This is a genomic window from Shewanella donghaensis (assembly GCF_007567505.1).
Taxonomy (GTDB): domain Bacteria; phylum Pseudomonadota; class Gammaproteobacteria; order Enterobacterales; family Shewanellaceae; genus Shewanella; species Shewanella donghaensis.
Genome location: NZ_CP041783.1, coordinates 1,116,808 through 1,141,442 on the forward strand (window position 1 = coordinate 1,116,808; position 24,635 = coordinate 1,141,442).

Sequence of the window (24,635 nt, forward strand, 5' to 3'; positions counted from 1 at the left end):
TTTTTATGGCTAAATGACTGTGGTAACTCGCTTAATTCAATACCGTTTTTAATCGATCTTGAACTACACCAACTAATAAATCAGGTTGGAATTTAGAGATAAATTTATCACAACCGACCTTTTCAACCATCGCGTTATTAAAGCTACCACTTAAAGACGTATTTAAAGTGATATAAAGTGCGGCCATGCGCTCGTCAGCACGAATTTCTGATGTGAGCTTATAACCATCCATCTCTGGCATCTCTGCATCAGTGATCATCATCAGTAAGTCTTCAGCCACATTCTTACCATCAGCAACCCAAGATTTGAGTAAATTAAGTGCTTGAAGGCCATCTGACGCTTCAATAATTTCGATACCTAGAGGTGTTAAGGTATCGCGTACTTGTTTTCGAGCCGTAGAAGAATCATCAACAATAAGTACTTTTCTACCCAGCATATGAGTAGCCAAATCTTCATCCAACACGCCTTCTGACAAGGTAATATCATAATCAATGATTTCGGCTAAGACTTTTTCAACATCAATAATTGACACTAATCTTTCAACGCCGTTGTCTTGAAGCTTAGTAATCGCTGTAAGGTAGTTATTTGGACCGGCGAATTTGGGTGGTGGCATAATGTCACTCCATGTCATATTGACAATGTGTTCCACTTTACCCACCAAAAAGCCCTGCACACTGCGGTTATATTCTGTGATGATCAAATTACAATCTTCAGATACCGGCATTGGACTAAAACCAATAGCACCACGCAGATTAATCACCGGAATAGATAAGCCACGGATATTAGCGACACCACTAATACTCGGATTACTACCTGGTAATGCGCTTAATGTCGGCAGTTTGACGACTTCTTTTACTTTGAATACATTGATCGCAAAAAGTTGAGTTGCGCTGATTTTGAACAATAGTAATTCCAAACGATTCTCGCCCACTAACTTGGTACGCTGATCGACACTATCTAGAACTTTTTTCATTTTTATATCTCGGTTAACTCAACTTTACATCTATGATGAATTATAAGGCTATTTATACAAAAAAACTGTTAGGTTAAATAGAATAAATCTAATAATTTATGATCAAGACATCATTTAGACTGTTTATTGCTCAAAGTCATTTCAATACAGATCTTATCGGCAAAAAGGTTCGTAACATTAATAAATAGAGTTAATGATTCAAAATTATTCTAAAAATAAATCACCATCAATTTGGAAAGCACTTATGACTTTTAAACCGTTTTTTACACGCATTAAAAAATCAAACATGAAAACAGCCGCATTGGCTATCCTGCTCATTGCAACTAGTGGTTGTACTATGTTGGACAAAAAAGTGGCTGTTGTTGAAGACTTTAAGCTCGATAACTATCTCGGCACTTGGTACGAAATAGCTAGACTTGATCATTCATTCGAAAGAGGTCTTTCAAAGGTTACCGCCAACTACACCCTTGATGGTGACAAAGTGGTAGTGATTAACAAAGGCTACTCTGAAGAAGATAAACGTTGGAATGAAGCTGAAGGTAAAGCTTACTTTATCGAGTCAGACAATATTGGCCGATTAAAGGTGTCTTTCTTCGGCCCCTTTTATGGTGCTTATCAAATTCATGATTTAATCCAAGCCAATAATGGAGACTACATAGCATCATTGGTCATAGGTCCAAATAATGATTATGCGTGGATTTTATCTCGTACACCGAAGCTATCTAGTGACAACAGACAACGTTTTACAGAAAAAATGGCAGCCCTTGGTATCGATGAAACTAAATTGATATGGGTTAAGCAATAGTGATCAATAACGCCATTGTTACCGTATAAATAACTGAAAAAATGAACGCTACATTCATATTTACGTTATTCATACAGGTGCAGTTATGAAATTACCTTTGTTTCCACTTTCTATTTGTTTGTTGCCACAAGGGTTCACTCAATTACGTATTTTTGAGCCAAGATACAAACGCCTGGTGACCGAGTCACTGAAGTCTGGTGAAGGCTTTGGCTTGTGCATGCTTAATAGTAATAATGAACTCATGCCAATAGGCACCTGGGTTCATATTATTGATTTTGAGATGCTTGAAGATGGCTTGTTGGGCATTAGCCTTGAGGGTAAACAGCGGTTTAAGATAAACAACTTCGACGTGGAGTCGGACGGTTTAAAAAGAGGCGATGTGAGTTTGATAGCTGATTGGCCGCAAACGGACATCAAACATAAACAACTGTATTTGAGCGAGACCTTACAAGAAATATTGGAACAATATCCCCAGCATTTATCTCACTACAAGCAAGATGATTTTAAAAACTTATCATGGGTTTGTCAGCGCTGGTTAGAAATAATGCCAATAAGCGCAGAAGAGAAATATCAATGTATCAATAGCCATAACCATGAAATGACACAAGAATTGATCACTAGCATAATTAAATAAACGTTTTAGCTCTCAGAGTCTGTGATTTGATGGGGCTATTACCTAACACAACTAGTTTATAGATAAGTCCATACGAGAACTTAGCCATAAATTTGATGATGAATAAAAAATATTCAATAAGTTGTGAACTATTTATTATCTACCGCCGTATTGTTTATTAAATTAACCGTTAGTACTTCCTTAGCTTAGATTTACATACTCAAACGAGTGGCTTCGAGTTTTTACTAAACATCTAATTACTGACCATGCGAGTGAAAATAAATGGAAAATTTTCAATCACAAACAGTTCAAAGCCGTTATGATAAAGGCATGTTATCAAATAATAATAATGCCATGAAATCAGTTGAAAAAAATAACGATGAAGCGCAGCGACTTGCAGAACTAATGTCTAAAGTCGCCAATGAAAGAGATAAAGCTGCTTTTGCTAAATTGTTTGCTCACTTTTCACCTAAGATCCGTTCCTTTGGTGTTCAACGACTAAGCCAACAAGGTCTTGCTATGGACCTTGTGCAAGAAACGATGACTCGAGTGTGGACCAAAGCGCATTTATATAATTCAGATAAAGCTGCGGTGAGTACTTGGGTGTTCACCGTAATGAGAAATCAATGCTTTGATATGCTTCGTAAAGTGCAAAACAATCGCGAAGATGCATTTGGTGATGATATATGGCCACTATTTGAATCTGATGGCAGTGACGAAAAAGAAGATGATTTTAAATTATCAGCGACGCTTTTAAAGCATGTAGATTCCTTACCGCCTCTACAGAAACAAGTCGTTCAGGGTATTTATATGCAAGAGCTAACTCAACAAGAGCTAGCAGATAAGCTCAAAGTCCCCATAGGAACAGTAAAATCCAGATTAAGATTAGGTTTAGAAAAATTAAAAGGCTTCATGGAGAAACATTATGATTAATTATCATCCAAATCAAGAGTTACTGACACTCCATGCACAAGGAGAGCTACCTCTTTCCTTATCTATTGCAATATCCGCTCATTGTGAGTTGTGTAGTCACTGCGCAGATAAAATTGAAAAACTAACATTATCAGCCTCGAAAGCTAGCTTTAATGCTGAGTCATTATCTGAAACTATCGCTCCTCAAATGAGTGATGTTGAGATGGATGCTGAACTTGAAGCCATGTTAAGTTCAATGATGCAAATGGATGACTCAATTGATGATTCTACTACCCAAGCCAAAGTTGCTGTCAATGTTAGAGGTCAGCAATACAATTTACCTTCTGCGTTTCGTCAGCAAGTGATTAATAACTGGCAAGGTATCGGGAAAGTCAGCCGCTCGCGACTAGACACTGGTGAGCCACAGGCTCGTGCTAGCTTGCTACACATTGATAAAAACGGTGAGATACCTCAACACACTCACAAAGGTGAAGAGTTAACACTTTTACTTGCCGGTGAGTTCAGTGATGAATACAACACCTACACTGCCGGCGACTTTATGCTACTGAATAACGAGCATGAACATAGTCCTAAAACGGTAGATGGTTGCTTATGCTACACCGTTGTTGATGCTCCATTATACTTTACTAAAGGTATCAGTAAGTTGTTAAACCCTATTGGCGAACTGATTTATTAGTTGTAAGCCAATAAATGTTGAATAGCTGATAGGCAAGTTAAAGTGCTTTTGTATGTCACAAAAGCACTTTCATAAACAACTACACGTATTTTACTCAAAATTGTTAAATCCAATGTTGCTAAAATTACGGTTACATTTTTTACAGGTTGTTGAAACACAATAAAAACTGAATAGAGTTCACCTTTTAGACGACAATTGTCTTTTATTGTAAAAAATGTATTGCTAAATAAAAAATATATGATTAATATCCATCTTGTATTTAAGTTCTCTTGTATTTATTTGTTTACCCTTCTGTTAGTCATTCACTACATTCAGTAAACCCACACTACAAGTCATCTGCTTAGTTGAAATCTGTCATATGGTTGTCACATGCCTATGTTCAACTACTTACAGCAAGTAAATTGGCGATTAAAAATAAAATTGATCAAACCAGCCTACTTGTAAGTGTAATAAGCACTGCGAACTTAAGCACATAAATCAAAACTTACGCAACACAACTGCTTAAGGATATATATTGTTATTACTTACTCACCAGAAAGGTGAAAATTAAAAGGAGTGTGGCACATGTCATACAACATAAATGGTCATGAAATTACAGTTAATTTTCCTGTTAATTCAATATCATCAAATAAAAACTCAATAGCTTTTACCGATAGCCAAGGTAAAACTAAAACAACTTTTTCTAAGCGCACTGAAGCGTTAACATTTATGAAATGGTTGCTTACGGCTAACAAGTAAGACTTTTAACGCTTGCGTTATTCATTTGCTCAGTTACTCAATAAACATCGCTTCTCGGTATTTCCTCTCACACCTTACCGGACGTTTATTAGAACTGAGCAACATGAAGTTACCCTCACCCAATTCCACTTTTTAAGCATTTCTCTTAACTCTTTCCCAAAGCTCTTTATCAAAAGCAGTTACTGAAAGTAACGCTCAAAAACCTCTCATATCACTTATACAATTTCGATAAAAACCAATACTACCTTTACAGGTCATACTTCCTTTTGTAACGCGCTAACATACTAGGATTACCAAGCAATCCTCCTTGGTGCAAATACATCACTGGAACACTTACAGACTGGCTATTATCTTTATTCAAATTCTCTTTATTCAAAGCCTGTTTATTCAAAGCTTCTTGATTAAAGTCGCCAGTAATCACGTTATCATTGTTCACGTTGTCGCAATGTGTTTGTTCTTTGTTTGTTTGCTCGGTGTTTGTTTGCTCGGTGCGTTGAGCATCACTATTAATCAATTTCTCAGTACAAAGATAATGCTCTAGCATGATGAAACCAACTGGGTCATACAACAATTCAAATTCAATGCCTTCCTTATTGACCCGTTGCCACATTTCATAGCACTGACGATTCAACTTACCAAAATGAAACTTTTTACCGTTGGAAATGATTCTTGGATGGTAATCAGTATTATCAGTTAATTGGTAAAACTGCTTAGTAAGATAATCATCACCGCCAACACAACTACAAGTTAATACTGTGACATTGGGTGTTGATGATCCAAATCGGATAGCAGTTTTACTGTATTCGACAAAAAATCGTTGTAAATAAACTGCTGTCGTTCCAGTTCCTGATGGAAGAAAAAGGTCTAATTCGTTAAGGTTATTGTGTTTGAGCCACTCGATGATTTGTAACCCTAACTGATCAAGCCCAACTTGGGCATATTCACAGCGACCACCTTCAGGAACAAAAACGATACTCTCATCTATAGGTTGTTTGTTAAGTGCTGTTGCTTTAATCGCTTCTATCGGTGCTTGGATATACTGCTGAACATATTCTTCTAAGCTCAATTCTATATCTGCAGGCTTTTCTATTATATTGGCACCATTGTTTAAAGCCGCTTTATAGTTCGCTTGCGGGTTCAGCTTTAAATAACCAGCAATATGGTCAACATAGTAGTCTAGTGCCCACCCCCTTAACTTGGCTAACACTGCTAAGGAATGTAAGGAGTTAGCTTGCGCCGAACCATAACCGACCACTTTTGTTACACCAGGAAAGTCTTGCTCTAGAAAGTATTGAAACTTGCGCGCCTTGTTACCACTAAAATCAGGATGAATTAAATCATCTCGTTTTACAAAAATCGTTCGATTAGCAAACTGAATGGTTTGTACTGGCGTAGTGGCAAACATGTTTTTCTCAACATAAAATAATAGAGTTATTATTTTAACTAAAAAGTTGGGTTTTTAACTAATTCATTTACCACAACTATGAAAGTCTAGAACTCAAAAAAATATTTATACAATAAATACAGGTAGATACATCAACAACTAAACATGGCACAGATTTCGCTAGGTTAGTATATAGGGCTATTGAATATAGCAACCAATTACAACTAGTAAGGGATTATCGATGTCAGCATTGAGATTAATATTTAATATTGCGTGGTTCATCATGGGCGGCTTTGTAATGGGCTTAGCTTGGTGGTTTGCAGGATTGCTGTGTTTTATCAGTATTATTGGTATTCCATTTGGTCGAGCCTGTTTCGTTATCGGTGAAATGGCATTTTGGCCATTCGGACAAGAAAACGTTAACCGCAAACATCTATCTGGTTTAGAAGATTTTGGTACTGGTCCATTAGGTATGGTCGGCAATGTTATCTGGTTTTTATTCTGCGGGATCTGGTTAGCAATCGGTCATTTGACTCATGCTCTAGCCTGCTTTGTTACCATAATCGGTATTCCATTTGCGATACAGCATCTCAAACTGGCGCTATTAAGTTTAACGCCTATTGGACAAACGATTGTTGCTAAAGAAAGCTATTAAAGTTCATCTATCGACATTGTCACTGAATTAAAACAATAAACAAAAAAAGGAGTGTTGATTTATCAACACTCCTTTTTAATGTGTTTTAGTAAAAAACAGTAGTTACAGAGCAACAATGTAATTAAATTCTTCTGCCGTTACAGGCTGAACACTTAACCTAGCGCCTTTACTTACTAACACCATCTCAGCAAGTTTAGGATCAGCTTTAAGTTGCGTTAGAGTAATAATTTTCATTAACTTTTGTTTGAAGCGAATATCAACTGCAACCCATCTTGGTTTGTCTATATCTGACTTAAGATCAAAGTAAGGGCTTTTACTATCAAAGGCGCTTAAATCGCTATAGGCATCTGACGTCACTTCAGCAATACCGACCACCCCTGGAACTTTGCAGCTCGAATGATAAAACAACACTAGATCGCCATTTTTGACTTCATCTCGTAAAAAATTACGCGCTTGATAATTACGTATGCCTTCCCATGGTTCTGACTTTGGTAAACAAGCAGCTAAATCGTCAATGCTAAACTCGTCAGGTTCTGATTTCATTAACCAATATTTCATTTTACTCCCTAATTCAAAACTCTAACTTAATCAAAAACTAACTTAATCAGAATACTAACCAATTGCAGAATGACTGACTTTGATATTATCTGCCTGCCCCTGATTGAATATCGTAAATTCTTCCGAAATTAACTCGGTAAACAATCGCCCAGCTCGACCAAGTGGCCTTTCTAACGTTGAGACGAGTTGAGGAGTGAATCTGAATCGATGCCCGCCAACAAAATCAACAATGGATAAGGTTTTATCAGCTAGTTCGTCATTAATCAGAAACTCCGGCATCCAGCCAAAACCAAGCCCTTTTAATAACGCATTTTTCTTCATGATAAAGCCAGATAAGTAAAAAACCTTGTCCCCACCAAATTGTAATTCATCACGCTTAAGTTTTTGTGGCGATGAGTCTTCAATAGTTAATTCAACATGTTGTTGTAAATCCGTCAGCGTGACATTAGATAATTCTGCTAACGGATGTTGCGATGAACAAACCAATAAACTGGTAACTGGTGGTAACTGGTGAGCTGAAAAATAAGGACCTGCAAGGTAGTCTTTTACCAGCATTAAATCCGCTTTATCCCGTTCAAAACGATGTTGAACCCCACCTAAAAACTCCATGTTGAGTTGAATTTTTGTAGGAATGTTGTGTTCAGACATGCGCTTTAACGCCGTCATGATAGGCTCCATTGGCAGTGCACCGTCGATCACTAACTCAAGCTTTGGCTCCCAACCTTCACTAAAGCGACTTGCTAGATGTTCGATATTAGCTAAATGCTGTAGTAACCGCTGGCCTTCAGCCAAAATTACTTTGCCTTCTGGGGTTAATTCAGCCCGATATTGAGACCGATTAAATAAAGTCACCCCTAAGTGTTGTTCAAGCTTTTTCACTTGATAACTGACAGCCGATTGCGCTTTATGTAACCGCTCTGAAGCCTTAGAAAAACTTCCCTCTTCTACAAGTACTTGCAACACATTAAACGCTTCAATATCTATTTTCATTCAAGTCTCCAAGTACCTATTCAGCACTAAAGTGTTCTGTAGTCGTGACACTTCCGTAAAGATTTAACTACCATCGAAAAAACAGATGGAGTTGAGTGGTTTATTATTCTTTTTTTTGTTCGTTCTAGCAACTAAATTGTTAACCAGATCACAAATAGTTTGTTATAGCTGCGCTAGAAAAACATTAACAAAGCAGCAATAACAACAAGACTAATAAAGAGTTGAGGAGTAACGATGCCGGTTTATGTTCAACAAGGACTAATACCTAATAAACGCCATATCGCTTTTAAAAAAGACTCTGGCGAGCTTTACCGTGAAGAGTTATTTTCAACTCACGGTTTCTCTAATATTTACTCCAATAAATATCACCATAATATGCCGACAAAGGCATTAGAGGTTGCCCCTTACTCGCTAACTCATGGCGACGAATGGCAAGATTCGTTAATCCAAAACTACAAACTCGATTCGCGCCAAGCCGATTGCTGCGGCAACTTTTTTAGCGCCAGAAATAAGATTTTTTATAACAGTGATGTCGCTATGTATACGGCAAAAGTCACTGAAGATACCACTGAGTTTTATCGTAATGCTTATGCTGATGAAGTGGTCTTTGTGCATCAAGGAGAAGGCACACTTTATAGTGAGTACGGACAACTGAAGGTTAAGCAGTGGGACTACTTAGTGATCCCAAGAGGCACAACGTATCAGCTTAAATTTAATGATTATAGCAATGTGCGCTTATTCGTTATTGAATCAAACTCAATGGTTGAAGTACCTAAGCACTTTAGAAATGAATACGGGCAAATGCTCGAGTCAGCGCCTTATTGTGAGCGTGATATCCGCACTCCAGAACTCAATGACGCTATCGTAGAAAAAGGTGAGTTTCCATTAGTTAGCAAGTTTGGCAATAAGTATCAACTCACCACACTAGAGTGGCACCCATTCGATTTAGTTGGCTGGGATGGTTGTGTATACCCTTGGGCATTCAACATCACTGAATATGCACCAAAGGTGGGTAAAATTCATTTACCTCCTTCAGATCATATCGTCTTTAGTGCGACTAATTTTGTTGTTTGTAATTTTGTGCCGCGTCCATATGACTTCCACCCAGAATCAATCCCTGCACCTTATTACCATAACAACATCGATAGCGATGAAGTGCTCTACTACGTCGATGGCGACTTTATGAGCCGTACAGGCATTGAAGCTGGTTACATGACCTTACATCAAAAAGGGGTTCCACACGGACCACAACCAGGACGTACAGAAGCCTCAATAGGTAAAACTGAAACTTATGAATACGCCGTAATGGTCGATACCTTTGCGCCGCTTAATTTAACCACTCATGTAAAAGATTGCATGAGTGATGATTACAACCGCTCTTGGATTGAAGATTAATCACCGATAGCGAATCCCATATTCACATCACCTTAGAGTGATGAAATAAAAAGATAATTATTAAGGAAAATACCATGGCTAGCGAAACAAACCCACTTGGACTTTTAGGAATTGAATTCACTGAATTTGCAAGTCCAGATACAGATTTTATGCACCAAGTGTTTGTTGATTTTGGTTTCTCAATGCTTAAACAAGCCAAGAATAACGATATCGTTTACTACCAACAAAATGATATTAACTTCTTATTGAACAAATCCAAGCAAGGTTTTTCTGCTGAATTCGCTAAGTCTCACGGCCCTGCTATTTGCTCTATGGGTTGGCGCGTTGAAGATGCCGCTTTTGCTTATAAAGAAGCCGTTTCTCGTGGTGCTAAGCCAGCTGATGAAGCCGTTAAAGACATGGCTTATCCAGCAATCTACGGTATCGGCGATAGCTTAATTTACTTCATCGATGTTTTCGGCGCAGACAACAATATCTACAATACTGATTTTGTTGATTTAGCAGAACCTATCATTGTTGAAGAAAAAGGCTTTATGGAAGTCGATCACCTTACAAACAATGTTTATAAAGGCACCATGGAAAAATGGGCCAACTTCTATAAAGATATTTTTGGTTTCACTGAAGTTCGTTATTTTGATATTAGCGGTTCACAAACTGCCCTTGTGTCATACGCATTACGTTCACCAGATGGCAGCTTCTGCATTCCGATTAATGAAGGTAAAGGTAATGACAAGAACCAAATTGATGAATATTTAGGTGAATATAATGGTCCTGGGGTTCAGCATCTGGCCTTCAGAAGCCGTGACATTGTCGGTTCTTTAGATGCGATGGAAGGCACTGCGATTAAAACGCTGGATATTATTCCTGAGTATTACGACACTATTTTTGAAAAGCTGCCACAAGTCACTGAAGATAGAGATCGCATCAAGCATCACCAAATATTAGTTGATGGCGATGACGATGGTTACCTATTACAAATTTTCACTAAAAACCTGTTTGGCCCAATCTTCATTGAAATTATTCAACGTAAGAATAATCAAGGCTTCGGTGAAGGTAACTTTAAAGCACTATTTGAATCAATTGAACGTGACCAAATGAAACGTGGAGTGCTTTAACCCACTCACCAATTCTCAATCTTTATCACAAAGCCAGCTTAACTGCTGGCTTTTTCATATCTGAATTTTACTGGAATGCTAAAACGGTGCTTCACACACCATCTCAATCATTTCATTAGTCACAGGATGTCGAAAGCCAAGCTTCTGAGCATGTAATAATAGTCGTGGGCCAAAGACTTCTTCAGCAAGTTGCTCAGATAACGCATTTTTATATAAATCACAGCCCAAAATAGGATGGCTAATATAGTGACTATGCAGCCTTAACTGATGGGTTCTACCTGTAATAGGTACAAATTGCACTTTGGTTATTGGTATCGCTACTTTGGAATTAATTGACACTATTTCTAACCGCTCTATCACCTCAAATTGACTCTGTGATGCCTTGCCCTTTTCATGGCAAATTTTCATGTACGGGAAATTATCCACGTCTTTAGCAATAGGCGCATCAATATAGCCAAATTCTTTATCATCTTGCTGCTCACCATATACATGACCAAACAAAATGGCACTGTAATGTTTACTGATAGTTTTATCTTGAAACTGCTTGGTAAGTAGCCCATTTATGACTTTATCCAGTGCCACCAGCATAATACCTGATGTGCCGAAATCAAGTCGGTGAACTAAAGTGGCTGTGGGGAAATCTTTTACTAAACGATAGTGAACAGAATCTTTATTAAGAGGGTTTTTACCAGAAAGGCTCAGTAAGCCGCTGGGCTTATTTATCAGCAATAAATGTTCATCTTGATACAATATCGTAATCTGCTCTGAACATAGTGGCGCGATAAACTCTTGCATGCTTAACCTGAATTGTATTTCTGTTCTAGTGAGGTCTAAATCAGTTCTATTGGCGCATAGTAATAAAAAGGTCTCCGTTAAGCCACCTTTTGTATTTTAACATCTCGTAAAAATCTTTGTTAACAGCTGACGTTTTAAGCAAGGCAAAAATACCGCTCAATTGAGCGGTATTTTTATTTGAATAAACTGCATATCAACTACATATCAACATCCACAATGTAATGCCCTTGCAGCCAATTTCGGCCAATCAACAGCTTGTAGGTCATTTTACTGCGGTCGCGCAGATTGACGTCTACTTTGAACTCTTCACCAGGTTCACCTAGGGTTAACGTTACCATGTAGCGGATTTCACTACCTTGAGCATTACGGATTAACGATGTGCTATGAATTCTGGCTGTAACTTCAGCTTCTTTGCCTTTTTCATTCATAGTGGTAAAGGTGACATCTTTACCAACGTTGTTTTCCATATTGTCAGTATCTTCACCATTAATGCGCAAGTTGATTGCATGGAGTGAATTCTCAACAGCACCTGTATCAATACGCGTATCAAATATCAGCCCTGATTCAACAATACTAATCCCAGCGGTTGGTCCGATAAATTTTTGCTCTGACACATCAACAACGTATTTCCCTTTTAACCAATTTCGTCCAATGAGCAGTTTATAATCCATTGTAGTGCGGTTTCGAAGGTTTACTTTAACTTTGCGTACATTGTCAGCAAACTCAATGGGAAGCTTCACTGCGTAACGTGTTTCAGTTCCTTGAGAATTACTCACTGTTGAAGTACCGACAATTTTAGCCGTTAATGTTTGTTGCTCACCTTTTTCATTTTCTGTGGTAAATGAAACGGTTTTACCCACATTATCTTTCATATTTTTTGCACTACCACCTTTAACTTCAATGTTAAGTGCGTGCAATGATGAGTTTACCGCTCCAGTATCCATTCTGGCTTCAAACATAATGCCATCTTGACTGACTGACATCATTTCAGTTTGTCCTAGCACCTGCTTTTCAGCGGCAATGGAAGACATAGAAATACACGTTAATATGAATGCACCAACGAGAGGTTTAAGCATGCAAGTTCCTATTAAAAATAAGTGGTTTAAATAATATAAAATGAATTTTTTGAGAGTGGTTTACCTAAGGATTTGATCGATTTCTTTATCAAATAAATTCTTAATAAGCCCTGAGAACTCAGTGATAAATACGATTTGATCCGCTGTTGCATTATGCTTAGCAACACCGGCTAAAATTTCTTCAAGATCATAGATTATTGCGTCAATCTCACGAATGACTTTGTTTCTTTGTTCAAACGATAGGTTCGGGTTCTGACCACACACCATGATTATTTGTGCAGAGAGTTGATCTTCAAATAATTCTATAACCGTTTGGTTATTGATATTGGTCGCTTCAGAAACTTCAAACAAACCAAGATGTTCCGTTAAATATTGAATGAGATGAATATACCCATCTTTATCTGTGACCATTTTTTACCCTTTGAGGTGGCTTTTGCCTCTAATTAACAAAAGCCACTATCTATAATTATTGAGATAAGGTTAGAACAAATGACACTGGTACAGCTAAGCTAATACTACTTAAGCCCGCTATTTCACGTAACTTGTTAACCCCGTCAGTTAAACCAAAATCTTCAGCTTGTACGATAACTGGCGACATGCTGGTCACCACCATCTTTTTGTCTGATAACTTAGCCACTAAAACATCAAATGATTGCTTTTTAGTTTTACCATGTAATTCAATTGTGCCATCAATTTGCGTCACTAATGTTGAGCCCACGCTCAAATCAGCTAACAATTGCGGGTTGATTACCGAATTCAGCTGTAGTTTTGGATATTTGGCGACTTCGAATAACATACTTTGCATGCGTTCATCGCGGATCTCAACGCCGGTATCAACACTGACTAAATCAATCGACAAATTAAATGCCCCTGCGGGGGTCAAACTACCACTCACTGTTTTAAAGTCATGAACCTCAGCAATGTCAGCTTTCTTGATAGAAATGAAGCTCACTTTGGAGTGTGCTTGCTTCACTTGCCAATCAGCTGCTAAAACCGATGTACTTAATATTGCTAATGGTAATACTGCGAGCCATTTTTTCATCATTAATCCCTTTTGTGAATAAATAACAGTTTAATTATAGATTAAAATTAGTTAATTCGATGTGATAACCAAAGTGCTCATTACTGTCGACTTAACCATTTATCCAGTGCTTGTGCAAAAGCATGCTTATCCGCTTGAGAAAAACTATTCGGGCCAGAAGTATGTACTCCGCTACTTCTTAACTCCTCCATAAAGTCTCTCATCGTTAAGCGCTGCTTGATATTATCTACAGTATAGACATCACCACGAGGATTAAACACTACAGCGCCTTTATCTATCGCATCTGATGCTAAAGGTATATCGCCTGTAATCACTAAATCCCCTACTGATAGCTGTTCAACAATATAGTTATCAGCTTCATCAAATCCTGCACTCACCCTAACCACTGAGATATTAGGTGAAGCCGGTACACGAATAAGCTGGTTTGCTACCAAAATTAATGGGATGCTCTTTCTATCAGCGGCGCGAAAGAGCATCTCTTTTACAGGATTGGGACACGCATCAGCATCAATCCAAATTGTATTACTCATTTCTTCGTTCTCATAAAATCATGTATTTTATCGTTTAAAATATCTAATAAAACTAAGGAGCCAACCTGTCTATAATCCATTCAGCACCCTGTTTTTGATATAAAAAACGATCATGAAGACGACGCTCGCCACCTTGCCAAAACTCTATACTGTCTGCTTTAACGCGATAACCGCCCCAAAATTTTGGTAACGGCACTTCACCTTTAGCAAACTTATCTTTCATTTCGTTGAATTTGCCTTCAAGAGCTTGTCTTGCACTAATCTTGCTAGACTGCTTAGACACCCATGCAGCGATTTGGCTATCTTTTGGACGGCTCATGAAATACTTGGTCACTTCGAGCATTGATAGCGGCTCAGCTTCGCCTGTCACTGCGACTTGACGCTCTAAGGGATGCCATGGAAACAGTAAACTAATTTTGGCGTTAGCAGCAAGTTGAGTGGCTTTTCGGCTTTCTAAATTAGTGAAGAAAACAAAACCATCGTCGTCAAATTTTTTCAATAGCACAATTCGTTGAAATGGTTGACTATGCTCATCGACAGTAGCGACACACATTGCTGTTGGATCGGTTAACTCAGCTTGTTTAGCTTGTTCAATCCATTTTTCAAACAGATCCATTGGATTAGCTGGTAAATCATTTCTTCTAAGCCCGCCTTGAGTATACTCTCGACGGATATCCGTTAAATCATTCATGTGTTAGCTAGACCTCTTAGATGTCACTGTCACTTTATATAATGTCATTATACTCACAGACGCTGATATATGATCATGACTATATTAAGAATTATCATAAACGGCGTAAATGGTTTATTTACTGTCATAAAAAAACCAACAATAGCGTTGGTTTTTAAATTATCGAGCTTACCGTTATCTAGACTTTAAACATTAGACCTAGACACTGGCGCTTAGACATTAGCCACTAAACTTTAGTCACGAGCCCTTTACCGTCAGCCCAGACATGTAATAGTTCAAGTCCTAAGGTTGCTCCAGCTAATGCGGTAATATCTGCTGAGTCGTATGCTGGTGCGACTTCAACCACATCCATCCCAACGATGTTCATACCGCGTAAACCGCGAATAATTTTCATAGCTTTGTCACTGGTTAAGCCACCACAAACTGGCGTACCTGTACCAGGTGCATAAGCAGGATCTAGGCAGTCAATATCAAAAGTGACATAAAGCGGCATATCGCCCACTCTGTCTTTGATTTGTTCTACTATTTGATCTGCAGTTAAATCATTAGCTTTAGCGGCATCAATCACTTTAAACAGGTGTTCAGCAGTATTAAATTCAGTTCTGATCCCGATTTGAATTGAATTTTCTGGCGCGATTAGGCCTTCATTCGGCGCATGGTAAAACATGGTGCCGTGATCGTACTTGCTGCCTTGGCTGTATGTGTCCGTGTGTGCATCAAAATGCAATAAAGCCATTTTGCCGTACTTTTTATAATGTGCGCGCAGTAGTGGCAGTGTAACGAAATGATCGCCGCCAAAACTGAGCAATGCTTTATCAGCATCGAGTATACGAGTAGCAAAGGCTTCTAAACGAGTTGTGAAATCTTCTTGATCACCACAGTCGAATACTAAATCGCCTGCATCGACGATTTTAATGGTTTCACTTAAACTGAAATCCCAAGGCCAGCGAGTTTCTTCCCACGCAAGGTTCACTGACGCGCGGCGAATTGCTTCAGGTCCCATACGACCGCCAGAGCGACCTGTTGTTGCCATATCAAATGGCAAACCGATTACAACGACATCAGCATCCGTTTCTGTTGGTCTGAAATCTAATGGTTGGCGTAAATAGCCAAATGCATTTGAATACAAAGAGTAATCTGCTTTTTCAGCAAAAGTGCTCATAAAATCTCCGTAATGGCTTAAGCCAATAACTACAAATATTCTGGGATCAGTACTTCATGACAAAGTTGCTGATAATGACTAAATTCAATGGTGTAGCCTTGCTCAGTGGCTAATGAACAACTGCCTAAACATAAATGCTCAGGGAAACCTTTGTTATTTCTTGGGGAATTAAACCCTATAACGTCCCAACTCCCCGGATTTAGAATACTCAATAATCTGGCATAAATATCGACGGGGTATTCAGCTAGATTGACATTCGTTTCGAAGCTGACATAAGAGCTTTTTTCTTGAGGCGTGATATGAATCGTAAAATATGACTCATCTTTAATGCCATTTATTGAGTAACCAAAAGGCTCGAATAAAAAGTCATCAATGATGAAATCAGGGAATAACACTGACAACTCAAGTAAATCACGAATACCTTGCGCAGATTGATTAACACCGCGCAAATAATCTGCTGCTTCGCCATTGATGTGATACATCAATAACTCATTGGTGACATCTGAAGCTGGCGCAATAAAGGGCTTCTTCGTGCTGAACATATAGTGGTGATGAGAATCTAAATGGCCAATTCGATAAGCATTACCAGTAACAGTTTGACGAATTTTAATTAAATCTTCTTTAAATGAACTTGATTGTAAGTGAGACAAATACTCGTTTTTACGTTGATAACTCGCAAAAGCAATCGCTTGCTCGCCTACATGCTCAATAAATGACATCACTGCGTCTGCAAGTGTCGTTGTGCCACAGGTCAACATGACAAAACGATCATCCCAAACAAACAAGCTAGATTCACTGAGTAAGTAGGCATCACAATACTCATTACTGACTGACGATAAAATTTCAGCATTAGCACATGCAACAATCCCAGCCCAAAACGGTTGGCCAAATTCTCGTAACTTAATATTGGAGTCAGCAATAATGACTTCAATTTTCTTTTCTGAACCTTCAAAAAACATAATTTAAACCTAAAACAACAGAGCGGATTAACCGCTCTGCTAACAGACTCTTACGAGAAATCTTCTAAATAAGTATAACCTTTTAGACCTAACTGTAGCTCTTCCAAGATAGATGCTCTTTCATCTTCAGGAATATGCTGATTGACTAACTCTTCATAAGTTCTCATGAATACAACCGCATCCAGATTCACATATCGAAGAACATCAGCAACGGTATCACCTGCTAATACTGACTCAATATTGGGTATACCATATTCCTCTACACGTACAACAGCAGAGTTAGTGTCACCGAATAAATTATGCATATCCCCTAAAATTTCTTGATAAGCACCGACCATGAAAAAGCCGATTAAATAAGGGCTTTCTGGAGTCCAAGCGGGTACTGGCAATGTCGTTTCAATACCTTGTCCATCAACATATTGATCGACAATACCATCAGAATCACAAGTAATATCCAACATAACTGCACGTCTTTCTGGCGGTTTATCTAAACCACTTAAAGGCAATATCGGGAATACCTGATCAATCCCCCAAGCATCCGGAATTGATTGGAATAATGAGAAATTAACAAAGAATTTATCTGCTAACTTTTCATTTAACTCATCAATAATTGGACGATGAAAACGGTTATTGTTACTCAATAAGCTTTTAAGCGCATGACATACACGTAAGTTTGTTTGTTCAGCCCAGGCTCGTTGTATTAAGCTGAGTTGACCCATTGAAAATAATGAGTGAGCTTCAGCAATATCACTCTGAGTATCATGGTATATCTCAATAATCGCTCGGCTATCTGGACGCTCACTCATATCCGTCCAAGACATCCACATGTTATGTAATAACTGCGGTGCACTTTCTTCTGGCGGATGAATCACTTCCGGATGATATGACTCGGTGCCAATAACATCGGTAATCAATACAGCATGATGCGCAGTTAAATGACGACCTGACTCAGAAATGATACGCGGCATTGGCTGCTCGTATTCATTACACACATCAGTAAGTACATTGACGATATTGTTCGCGTACTCAGTTAAACCGTAATTCATTGAGTTGTTGCTTTGGCTACGAGTCCCATCGTAATCAACAGCTAATCCACCACCAACATCAAAGGTATCAATCAAGGCGCCCATTTCACGGAGTTCGCAATAAAAACGTGCAGCTTCACTCACGCCTTGTCGTATGTCTCGAATATTGGCAATTTGAGAACCTAGGTGAAAATGAAGTAGCTGCAAGGACTCAAGCATCTCGACACGTTTTAATTCATTCAATACTTTAAGCACTTGCGCAGCAGATAAACCAAATTTTGATTTTTCACCACCACTAGCCTGCCACTTACCTTTGCCCTGAAAAGCAAGACGAGTCCGCAGACCTAAGCGCGGTGTCACGCCTAATTTTTTAGATTCATCAAGAATGAGTTTGAGCTCAGAATATTTCTCAATAACGATATAAACTTTATGGCCTAACTTCTCACCAATGAGTGCTAAACGAACATATTCTTTATCTTTATAACCATTACAAACAATCACTGAACTGGCTTTTTGCGCCATCGCCAATACAGCCATTAGTTCAGGCTTACTACCTGCTTCAAGTCCTAACTGTGGCACTTCTTTTGATTTTTGACTGGCAAGAATTTCTTCTACAACCGTTTGTTGTTGGTTCACTTTAATTGGGTAAACTAGCAAGTAATCATTCTGGTATTCATATTTTTGAATAGCAGCATTAAATGCATCACATAAATTTTCAACACGACGATGCAAAATTTGAGGAAAACGCACCAGTACAGGTAAAGACACACCAGCTTTAACCATATCTTTCGCCAGTTCATTTAACCCAATCGTACAATCTTTTTTTGATGGATCAGGCGTAACGGTGACTTCACCTTCATCAGAGATACCAAAGTACTGCTGACTCCAATGAGTAACGTTATAGCTTGCGCGTGCGTTTTCGATAGACCAATCTTTCATATTCTTCATTCCGTCTATATCAAGCAAATTATGCAGTGACTGATTGAGCATTTTTAACTGCATGTTCAATAAAAGCTGGCAATGCAAAACTTGCCATATGTAAAGCTGGCGTATAATAGCGAGTATTAATGTTAGCCATCTCAAAACGTTGTGTTAGTGTCTGTAACGCTTGCTGACGAGCGGACATATCGTCTGTTGCCCAAGCAAATGCCATTGTGCCACCAATATAAGTCGGAACCGCTGCATTATAAAACCAGCAGTCTTTCACATAAGGACTCATTCGGCGGACAGTGTCTTGCAACTCTTCTGGTTGTAAAAAAGCCACGCCGTTTTGTGCAACAAAAATGCCCTTTTCAGTTAAACAGCGCTTACAGTTTTCATAAAAGGCTGAGCTAAACAACACTTCACCAGGCCCTACTGGGTCGGTACAATCTGAAATAATCACATCAAATTGTTGTTGGCATTGTTCAATAAAGTGCATGCCATCATCTATTACAAGGTTAACTCTGCTGTCGTCAAAAGCGCCTTGAGAATGTTGCGGAAAATAGGTTTTGCACATTTCGACCACATTAGCATCGATTTCAACCATAGTAACCTGCTCAATTGCTTCATGCTTTAGCACTTGTCTAAGCATTCCACCGTCACCACCACCAATGATCAATACTCTCTTGGCATGACCATGGGCAATGATAGGTACATGAGTCATCATTTCATGATAAACAAATTCATCTTTTTCAGTTGTTTGAATTGCGCCATTCAACGCCATCACTCTACCGAAAGTGTTATTTTCAAAAATACTTAAATGCCATTGCTCAGTTTTTTGTTCAAACAAAACCTGTTCAACTTCAAAGTATTGGCCATAACCGTCATGGAGTGTTTCGTAGTAAATATTCGATTTGTTTAACATGGTATAAAGCCCAACGTTGGCATTATGCAATATCTCAACGTAGATATAAGTGATCAAAATGAGTTTAGCTTTTGATAATGATTGTTATCAAATCGACTCAGTTAATAGTAAAAAATTAAGTATAGAACCTAGCTTTGATAGGTAACAGACGCAACTTAACAATTCACATAGTCAAGCCCATATGGACTCTAAAAGTACAAATAAAAAAGCGGCGCAATTAAAACCTGCTAACTGTCTAAATGCAAGCAAGAAAAATCAATTTTCTTATAAAATTCATTCATTATTTTAGTACATCAAATTGAAGATGTTTATTTTGTTAATTAACAGCCACTTCCAAAATATTTTTATCTCTTCAAAAATCAACAAAATTAACCTTTTTGCAGTCCGGATAAGCCGTTAAGGCAGTTTGTTAATAAACCCAAGTTACAAGTTCCATGTTTGCGTATATAATCATGCTGTTTTCTCATAACCTTAGTTAATCAGAGTCGCAAATGATACAGATCGGAAAAAGTTACTCCCTAGAAGTCGTTAAGCAAGTTAATTTCGGCGTTTACCTCAATGCTGAAGAACTTGGGCAAGTTCTACTACCAAACAAGTTTGCCCCTAAAGGCTGCCAAGTCGGCGACATGGTTGATGTTTTTCTGTATCTCGATTCTGAAGATATTGTTATTGCAACCACACAAACACCTTATGCTGAAGTCGGTGACTTTGCGTATTTAGAAGCCATTGCAACGGGTCCTTTCGGTGCATTTTTAGATTGGGGCTTAGATAAAGATTTGTTACTGCCTTTTGGTGAGCAACATAGACACATTGAAGAAGGTAAATCATACCTTGTCTATGTTCATGCCAACAAAGCAGATGAACGCATCATGGCATCAGCAAAAGTTGACAAATTTTTAGACAAAACACCAGCTGAATATAAAGTGGGTGAAGAAGTTGACTTGATCATCGGTGGCTCAACTGATTTAGGCTTCAAAGCCATTATCAATCATGCTCATTGGGGCGTACTTTATCAAAATGAAGTATTCCAACGTCTAAGCTTTGGCCAATCAATCAAAGGTTTCATCAAGCTTGTCCGTGAAGATGGCAAAGTTGATTTAATCCTACAAAAAGACAGCCAACAAAGTTTTGATAAGAATGCTGAAACCATTATCAACAAACTGCATCGCTCTGGTGGTTTTTTACCGTTAAATGATAAAACTGATTCTGCGATTATTTATGACCAACTTGCTATGAGTAAAAAAGCATTTAAGCGCAGCATTGGTGGTTTATTCAAAGCTGAACAAATCAGTATTGAACCAGATGGCATAAAACTGTTGAAATAATACGCGGTTCTACTGAATTATTTGATAAAAAGCATGGTTCTGTTATAACAAACCATGCTTTTTATTTGGAATAATTTATGGAACTTAATAATCAAGAAGCCCGAGTCATAGGCTGTTTATTAGAAAAAGAAATTACTACCCCTGAGCAATACCCTCTTTCAGCCAATTCTTTAACCCTTGCCTGCAATCAAAAAAGTAGCCGTGAACCTGTCATGAGCATGACTGAGTCTGAAGTGCAGCAGATCATTGATGAACTAATCAAAAATCGGCTTATCAGTGAGCAATCAGGCTTTGGTAGTCGAGTCGCCAAGTACAAGCACCGCTTTTGTAATACCGAATTTAGTGATTTGCAGTTAAGTAGTGAGCAATTAGCCATTATTATCGTAATGATGCTGCGGGGACCGCAAACACCGGGAGAGCTTAAAACTCGTTGTAATCGACTCCATACTTTTGAAACACCTCAGCAAGTTGAATCAGCTTTACAGGCGCTTGCAAGCCGTGAAGAGCCATTAGTAGTGCAACTCCCCCGTGAAGCTGGTCGCCGTGACAATCGTTACGCACAACTATTTTCTGATAAGAAATACCTTGAGCAAGGTAGCACTCAGTTTGAAGCCAGTGTTGCTGCGCCGAACTCAGATAAACAAGCGTTGATAACCAGAGTTGACGTTCTTGAAAATCAAATCAGTGATTTAACTAAACGCCTTGAAGAATTAGAGCAATTGTTAGACTAAGACAATATTAGAACTGATCAATATTGAAACTAATCAATATTAAGCCTTAGCCATATTAACACTCGCTAGATAACATTAGTTTAACAAAAATTAATCTAGCAACGCAGAACTATCCCGTATGATAGCTCAATATATTATTGTATTTTAAAGGATTGAAACGAAATGGATTCATCGCAGAGACCCTCCGCAATTCGCCAACTATGGTTAATTTCGGCTTACGAGGTCAGTAAACGTTTTACCAACACCAAAGGAATCGCTGCATTGGTCGCTTTTTCGTTGGTGTGGGCCGTTATTCTATTGTATCCCGTCCACGGTGCCTCAACTTACTTACTGGAACCCGCAGCTAAAGATTTTGCTCAACAGGTTTTAGGACTAACAACATTAGATCAAGTAGAACCTGAATTTGCGGTATTTTGGGGCGTTGCTTTATATCTATTCCCTTTCTTCTGCATTTTTATCACCGCCGATCAATTCAGCTCAGATAAGCAACGTGGCTCATTTAGGTTTTTAAGCCTTCGCGTGAGTAGAGACAGCATTTTTTTCGGCCGTTTCTTAGGTCAAATGTTTATCCAAGCCAGTTTATTGTTACTGACAGTTTTAGCCACAATGTTGATGGTAATCACCCGTGATGCCAGCTTATTTGGTGAAGCACTAATTAGCGGAATTGCCATATTTATCAGTATCACTATCATTTTACTGCCTTATACCGCAGTCATGGCGATACTCTCCTTGTATGCTAACTCAGCCAGAATGGCGAGCATTTATGCTGTGATTTTATGGTTATTAAGTGGTATTGCCATTGCCATCATTACGACTCAATTACCGTCTATTTCATTCATTAGCTGGGTTCTTCCTGGATCTCAATTATCATTGATGATCGATACACAAGGATTTAACTCTCTGGTATACGCACCAATCCCAATTATTCAAACCTTAGTCATTCTTTTCTTTGGTCGTATGTATATGCAAAGGAGTGCACTATGAAGATAATTACTTGTACCAATATTTCGAAAAAATATGGTAGTAAAGCTGCGCTATCTGATATCAATCTATCACTTGATGCTGGCGCCCCCATAGCTCTTGTCGGCCCTAACGGTGCCGGCAAAACAACACTTTTCAGTCTACTTTGTGGCTTCATTCATCCAAGTAACGGCGAAGTTAAAATTTTCGGTGAAAAACCAGGAAGTGCTAAGTTACAAAATATCGTGTCAGCATTGCCACAAGATGCCGCTTTAGATCCTGACTTTTCAATTGTGTCGCAACTGACCTTTTTTGGTAAGTTACAGGGCATGTCTGCCAAGAAAGCTAAACAAGAAGCGTTGAGGGTGCTTGAATTAGTTGATTTAACTAGCTCTGCTCAAATGTTACCTAAAAGCTTAAGTCACGGTATGAGCAAGCGAGTATCAATCGCGCAAGCGCTTATAGGCTCACCTAAGTTAGTATTACTTGACGAACCAACGGCAGGTCTCGACCCTGTCAATGCCAAGGTTATCCGTCAAATCGTTAAAGACCTATCGGTGGATACTACGTTTGTTATTAGCTCCCATAATCTAGAAGAACTTGAGAAGCTGTGTGATCAAGTCGTTTACTTAGAAAACGGTCAATTACAGCAATCTGTATCAATGAAAGCCGATGCTGAAACGGCATTTTTAACCCTAACAATGCAACAAGCTAATATGGATCTGCTAAGCGAAAAAGTTCGATTACTGCCTAAAATTCTGAATGTGAAAATCAATAATGATGAGCAAATCATTATCGAGCATCATTTAGACACCAGCTTTAGTCTTGAGTTATCACTATTGGATTTGTTTGCTGAACAAGGTTGGCAATATAAAGCAATGATGAAAGGCAGAAGCCTTGAAGAGACGTTATTTTCTAAATAGTTAAATATTAGATATATGCCTAAATTAACCCAGCCTTTTGGTTGGGTTTTCTTTTGCCCATAATCTTCTTTTTAGGTGTGATATTTGTGATCTCAATCAGGTTTTTCTTTTCAAAAACACACCAATTAAAGACTAATAATTTACGAATATTCTGACTAAAGTGGGATTATAACTCGGTGGAATGAATTGTCATTAAGTTCAAAAGTATGAAGACAATAGCTTGTCCTTAAGCTGCGTTAAAGCAAAGAGAGTCGTAAGGTATATTAAAGAATTTGATATGATATTTAGCAAGAAAGGTAAAAAAAGGCAAAAAAAAACTGCAGTCAAAGACTACAGCTTTATTAATTATACTAGCCGAGGCTAGGAATAATTAAACTACAGTAACGTTCTCAGCTTGAGGACCTTTTTGTCCTTGAGTAACAGTGAACTGTACTTTTTGACCTTCGTCAAGAGTCTTGAAACCATCTGAGTTGATAGCACGGAAGTGAACGAATACGTCTGGACCAGACTCTTGCTCGATAAATCCGAAACCTTTATCAGAGTTGAACCACTTAACAACACCAGTAACTTGAGACATGATATAAATCCTGTATATATAAATTAAAGCCTTAACGGCAGTAGAGCTGAAAATGCCGGTTTTACTTATGTTCACAGGACGAAACTGGTCGTATTGAAACACATAAACTAAGCCCAACCTTCAAGCCCGATAGATTATGAACCTTTTTACAGGTATGT

General features: G+C 38.4%; 27 protein-coding genes. 12 read left to right on the forward strand and 15 right to left on the reverse strand.

Features of this window, described 5'->3' with window-relative positions:
* Positions 1 to 31 precede the first annotated feature (31 nt).
* Entirely contained in the window at positions 32 to 973 is a 942-nt protein-coding gene (locus FPK91_RS04710; protein ID WP_144208705.1) for a chemotaxis protein CheV, read from the reverse strand.
* A 244-nt stretch (positions 974 to 1,217) separates the two neighbouring features.
* Between FPK91_RS04710 and FPK91_RS04715 the strand changes: the two genes are divergently transcribed.
* From FPK91_RS04715 to FPK91_RS04735, 5 genes are all read left to right on the forward strand, one after another.
* Positions 1,218 to 1,778, forward strand: coding sequence for a lipocalin family protein (locus tag FPK91_RS04715; protein WP_319593229.1), 561 nt, complete (start codon positions 1,218 to 1,220; stop codon positions 1,776 to 1,778).
* An 85-nt stretch (positions 1,779 to 1,863) separates the two neighbouring features.
* Positions 1,864 to 2,412: an LON peptidase substrate-binding domain-containing protein gene (locus FPK91_RS04720; RefSeq protein WP_144208708.1), complete on the forward strand. Its 549-nt coding sequence runs from the start codon at positions 1,864 to 1,866 to the stop codon at positions 2,410 to 2,412.
* A 333-nt stretch (positions 2,413 to 2,745) separates the two neighbouring features.
* The gene (locus FPK91_RS04725) at positions 2,746 to 3,324 is read left to right on the forward strand and encodes a sigma-70 family RNA polymerase sigma factor (RefSeq protein WP_405127355.1); all 579 of its coding nucleotides are present in this window, start codon (positions 2,746 to 2,748) and stop codon (positions 3,322 to 3,324) included.
* A complete protein-coding gene (locus tag FPK91_RS04730) occupies positions 3,317 to 4,000 on the forward strand; it encodes a ChrR family anti-sigma-E factor (RefSeq protein WP_144208712.1) in 684 nt (227 codons plus the stop codon). The genes FPK91_RS04725 and FPK91_RS04730 overlap by 8 nt, the downstream gene beginning before the upstream one ends.
* Positions 4,001 to 4,564: 564 nt before the next feature.
* Positions 4,565 to 4,738: a hypothetical protein gene (locus FPK91_RS04735; protein ID WP_102438235.1), complete on the forward strand. Its 174-nt coding sequence runs from the start codon at positions 4,565 to 4,567 to the stop codon at positions 4,736 to 4,738.
* Between the two features lie 247 nt (positions 4,739 to 4,985).
* Here FPK91_RS04735 and FPK91_RS04740 read toward each other — a convergent pair whose 3' ends face one another.
* Positions 4,986 to 6,143, reverse strand: coding sequence for a 1-aminocyclopropane-1-carboxylate deaminase/D-cysteine desulfhydrase (locus FPK91_RS04740; RefSeq protein ID WP_144208714.1), 1,158 nt, complete (start codon positions 6,141 to 6,143; stop codon positions 4,986 to 4,988).
* Between the two features lie 220 nt (positions 6,144 to 6,363).
* On the opposite strand from FPK91_RS04740, the gene FPK91_RS04745 reads away from it, so the two are divergent.
* The gene (locus tag FPK91_RS04745; protein WP_144208716.1) at positions 6,364 to 6,777 is read left to right on the forward strand and encodes a YccF domain-containing protein; all 414 of its coding nucleotides are present in this window, start codon (positions 6,364 to 6,366) and stop codon (positions 6,775 to 6,777) included.
* Positions 6,778 to 6,879: 102 nt separating this feature from the next.
* Here the strand turns inward: FPK91_RS04745 and FPK91_RS04750 are convergent, their stop codons facing one another.
* Together FPK91_RS04750 and FPK91_RS04755 are read right to left on the reverse strand one after the other, a co-directional pair.
* Positions 6,880 to 7,335, reverse strand: a complete 456-nt coding sequence (locus FPK91_RS04750) for an EVE domain-containing protein (protein ID WP_144208718.1) — start codon at positions 7,333 to 7,335, stop codon at positions 6,880 to 6,882.
* A gap of 54 nt (positions 7,336 to 7,389) precedes the next feature.
* Positions 7,390 to 8,325: a LysR family transcriptional regulator gene (locus tag FPK91_RS04755; protein ID WP_144208720.1), complete on the reverse strand. Its 936-nt coding sequence runs from the start codon at positions 8,323 to 8,325 to the stop codon at positions 7,390 to 7,392.
* Between the two features lie 234 nt (positions 8,326 to 8,559).
* Here FPK91_RS04755 and FPK91_RS04760 point away from each other — a divergent pair, with 234 nt between their 5' ends.
* Positions 8,560 to 9,720, forward strand: coding sequence for a homogentisate 1,2-dioxygenase (locus FPK91_RS04760; protein WP_144208722.1), 1,161 nt, complete (start codon positions 8,560 to 8,562; stop codon positions 9,718 to 9,720).
* A gap of 74 nt (positions 9,721 to 9,794) precedes the next feature.
* On the forward strand, positions 9,795 to 10,835 hold the full coding sequence (gene hppD / locus FPK91_RS04765) for a 4-hydroxyphenylpyruvate dioxygenase (RefSeq protein WP_144208724.1): 1,041 nt from the start codon (positions 9,795 to 9,797) through the stop codon (positions 10,833 to 10,835).
* A 78-nt stretch (positions 10,836 to 10,913) separates the two neighbouring features.
* On the opposite strand, the gene FPK91_RS04770 is transcribed toward hppD, so the two are convergent.
* The 10 genes from FPK91_RS04770 to speE form a co-directional block, all read right to left on the reverse strand.
* Positions 10,914 to 11,630 (reverse strand): RluA family pseudouridine synthase, encoded by a 717-nt coding sequence (locus FPK91_RS04770; protein WP_144208726.1) that lies wholly within the window; start codon positions 11,628 to 11,630, stop codon positions 10,914 to 10,916.
* A gap of 197 nt (positions 11,631 to 11,827) precedes the next feature.
* Positions 11,828 to 12,706, reverse strand: a complete 879-nt coding sequence (locus FPK91_RS04775; protein WP_144208728.1) for a putative ATP-dependent zinc protease — start codon at positions 12,704 to 12,706, stop codon at positions 11,828 to 11,830.
* Positions 12,707 to 12,766: 60 nt separating this feature from the next.
* Complete coding sequence (locus FPK91_RS04780) at positions 12,767 to 13,117, reverse strand: DUF3802 family protein (RefSeq protein WP_144208730.1); 351 nt, start codon at positions 13,115 to 13,117, stop codon at positions 12,767 to 12,769.
* Between the two features lie 55 nt (positions 13,118 to 13,172).
* Entirely contained in the window at positions 13,173 to 13,748 is a 576-nt protein-coding gene (locus FPK91_RS04785) for a YceI family protein (protein WP_168926944.1), read from the reverse strand.
* An 80-nt stretch (positions 13,749 to 13,828) separates the two neighbouring features.
* Positions 13,829 to 14,278 carry a YaiI/YqxD family protein gene (locus FPK91_RS04790; protein WP_144208735.1) on the reverse strand — a complete coding sequence of 150 codons (450 nt, stop codon included), beginning with the start codon at positions 14,276 to 14,278 and terminating at the stop codon, positions 13,829 to 13,831.
* Between the two features lie 52 nt (positions 14,279 to 14,330).
* On the reverse strand, positions 14,331 to 14,969 hold the full coding sequence (gene pdxH / locus FPK91_RS04795) for a pyridoxamine 5'-phosphate oxidase (protein WP_144208738.1): 639 nt from the start codon (positions 14,967 to 14,969) through the stop codon (positions 14,331 to 14,333).
* A gap of 226 nt (positions 14,970 to 15,195) precedes the next feature.
* Positions 15,196 to 16,131 (reverse strand): agmatinase, encoded by a 936-nt coding sequence (gene speB, locus FPK91_RS04800; RefSeq protein ID WP_144208741.1) that lies wholly within the window; start codon positions 16,129 to 16,131, stop codon positions 15,196 to 15,198.
* Positions 16,132 to 16,160: 29 nt separating this feature from the next.
* Positions 16,161 to 17,090 (reverse strand): adenosylmethionine decarboxylase, encoded by a 930-nt coding sequence (locus FPK91_RS04805; protein ID WP_144208744.1) that lies wholly within the window; start codon positions 17,088 to 17,090, stop codon positions 16,161 to 16,163.
* Positions 17,091 to 17,140: 50 nt separating this feature from the next.
* Positions 17,141 to 19,054, reverse strand: a complete 1,914-nt coding sequence (gene speA, locus FPK91_RS04810) for a biosynthetic arginine decarboxylase (RefSeq protein WP_144208747.1) — start codon at positions 19,052 to 19,054, stop codon at positions 17,141 to 17,143.
* Between the two features lie 28 nt (positions 19,055 to 19,082).
* On the reverse strand, positions 19,083 to 19,961 hold the full coding sequence (gene speE, locus FPK91_RS04815; RefSeq protein WP_144208750.1) for a polyamine aminopropyltransferase: 879 nt from the start codon (positions 19,959 to 19,961) through the stop codon (positions 19,083 to 19,085).
* Positions 19,962 to 20,452: 491 nt separating this feature from the next.
* Between speE and FPK91_RS04820 the strand changes: the two genes are divergently transcribed.
* From FPK91_RS04820 to FPK91_RS04835, 4 genes are all read left to right on the forward strand, one after another.
* Complete coding sequence (locus tag FPK91_RS04820; protein ID WP_144208753.1) at positions 20,453 to 21,286, forward strand: CvfB family protein; 834 nt, start codon at positions 20,453 to 20,455, stop codon at positions 21,284 to 21,286.
* Between the two features lie 77 nt (positions 21,287 to 21,363).
* Positions 21,364 to 22,017 carry a YceH family protein gene (locus tag FPK91_RS04825; RefSeq protein WP_144208756.1) on the forward strand — a complete coding sequence of 218 codons (654 nt, stop codon included), beginning with the start codon at positions 21,364 to 21,366 and terminating at the stop codon, positions 22,015 to 22,017.
* Between the two features lie 162 nt (positions 22,018 to 22,179).
* Positions 22,180 to 23,001 carry an ABC transporter permease gene (locus tag FPK91_RS04830; RefSeq protein WP_144208758.1) on the forward strand — a complete coding sequence of 274 codons (822 nt, stop codon included), beginning with the start codon at positions 22,180 to 22,182 and terminating at the stop codon, positions 22,999 to 23,001.
* Entirely contained in the window at positions 22,998 to 23,900 is a 903-nt protein-coding gene (locus FPK91_RS04835; RefSeq protein WP_144208761.1) for an ABC transporter ATP-binding protein, read from the forward strand. Before FPK91_RS04830 ends, FPK91_RS04835 begins: the two co-directional genes overlap by 4 nt.
* 370 nt (positions 23,901 to 24,270) lie before the next feature.
* On the opposite strand, the gene FPK91_RS04840 is transcribed toward FPK91_RS04835, so the two are convergent.
* Positions 24,271 to 24,477, reverse strand: coding sequence for a cold-shock protein (locus tag FPK91_RS04840; protein ID WP_012155714.1), 207 nt, complete (start codon positions 24,475 to 24,477; stop codon positions 24,271 to 24,273).
* Positions 24,478 to 24,635 lie beyond the last annotated feature (158 nt).

Coding starts and splice junctions, on each gene's coding strand:
- FPK91_RS04710 (WP_144208705.1), bottom strand. CDS start 973: ATGAAAAAAGTTCTAGATAGTGTCGATCAGCGTACCAAGTTAGTGGGC.
- FPK91_RS04715 (WP_319593229.1), top strand. CDS start 1,218: ATGACTTTTAAACCGTTTTTTACACGCATTAAAAAATCAAACATGAAA.
- FPK91_RS04720 (WP_144208708.1), top strand. CDS start 1,864: ATGAAATTACCTTTGTTTCCACTTTCTATTTGTTTGTTGCCACAAGGG.
- FPK91_RS04725 (WP_405127355.1), top strand. CDS start 2,746: ATGAAATCAGTTGAAAAAAATAACGATGAAGCGCAGCGACTTGCAGAA.
- FPK91_RS04730 (WP_144208712.1), top strand. CDS start 3,317: ATGATTAATTATCATCCAAATCAAGAGTTACTGACACTCCATGCACAA.
- FPK91_RS04735 (WP_102438235.1), top strand. CDS start 4,565: ATGTCATACAACATAAATGGTCATGAAATTACAGTTAATTTTCCTGTT.
- FPK91_RS04740 (WP_144208714.1), bottom strand. CDS start 6,143: ATGTTTGCCACTACGCCAGTACAAACCATTCAGTTTGCTAATCGAACG.
- FPK91_RS04745 (WP_144208716.1), top strand. CDS start 6,364: ATGTCAGCATTGAGATTAATATTTAATATTGCGTGGTTCATCATGGGC.
- FPK91_RS04750 (WP_144208718.1), bottom strand. CDS start 7,335: ATGAAATATTGGTTAATGAAATCAGAACCTGACGAGTTTAGCATTGAC.
- FPK91_RS04755 (WP_144208720.1), bottom strand. CDS start 8,325: ATGAAAATAGATATTGAAGCGTTTAATGTGTTGCAAGTACTTGTAGAA.
- FPK91_RS04760 (WP_144208722.1), top strand. CDS start 8,560: ATGCCGGTTTATGTTCAACAAGGACTAATACCTAATAAACGCCATATC.
- hppD (WP_144208724.1), top strand. CDS start 9,795: ATGGCTAGCGAAACAAACCCACTTGGACTTTTAGGAATTGAATTCACT.
- FPK91_RS04770 (WP_144208726.1), bottom strand. CDS start 11,630: ATGCAAGAGTTTATCGCGCCACTATGTTCAGAGCAGATTACGATATTG.
- FPK91_RS04775 (WP_144208728.1), bottom strand. CDS start 12,706: ATGCTTAAACCTCTCGTTGGTGCATTCATATTAACGTGTATTTCTATG.
- FPK91_RS04780 (WP_144208730.1), bottom strand. CDS start 13,117: ATGGTCACAGATAAAGATGGGTATATTCATCTCATTCAATATTTAACG.
- FPK91_RS04785 (WP_168926944.1), bottom strand. CDS start 13,748: ATGAAAAAATGGCTCGCAGTATTACCATTAGCAATATTAAGTACATCG.
- FPK91_RS04790 (WP_144208735.1), bottom strand. CDS start 14,278: ATGAGTAATACAATTTGGATTGATGCTGATGCGTGTCCCAATCCTGTA.
- pdxH (WP_144208738.1), bottom strand. CDS start 14,969: ATGAATGATTTAACGGATATCCGTCGAGAGTATACTCAAGGCGGGCTT.
- speB (WP_144208741.1), bottom strand. CDS start 16,131: ATGAGCACTTTTGCTGAAAAAGCAGATTACTCTTTGTATTCAAATGCA.
- FPK91_RS04805 (WP_144208744.1), bottom strand. CDS start 17,090: ATGTTTTTTGAAGGTTCAGAAAAGAAAATTGAAGTCATTATTGCTGAC.
- speA (WP_144208747.1), bottom strand. CDS start 19,054: ATGAAAGATTGGTCTATCGAAAACGCACGCGCAAGCTATAACGTTACT.
- speE (WP_144208750.1), bottom strand. CDS start 19,961: ATGTTAAACAAATCGAATATTTACTACGAAACACTCCATGACGGTTAT.
- FPK91_RS04820 (WP_144208753.1), top strand. CDS start 20,453: ATGATACAGATCGGAAAAAGTTACTCCCTAGAAGTCGTTAAGCAAGTT.
- FPK91_RS04825 (WP_144208756.1), top strand. CDS start 21,364: ATGGAACTTAATAATCAAGAAGCCCGAGTCATAGGCTGTTTATTAGAA.
- FPK91_RS04830 (WP_144208758.1), top strand. CDS start 22,180: ATGGATTCATCGCAGAGACCCTCCGCAATTCGCCAACTATGGTTAATT.
- FPK91_RS04835 (WP_144208761.1), top strand. CDS start 22,998: ATGAAGATAATTACTTGTACCAATATTTCGAAAAAATATGGTAGTAAA.
- FPK91_RS04840 (WP_012155714.1), bottom strand. CDS start 24,477: ATGTCTCAAGTTACTGGTGTTGTTAAGTGGTTCAACTCTGATAAAGGT.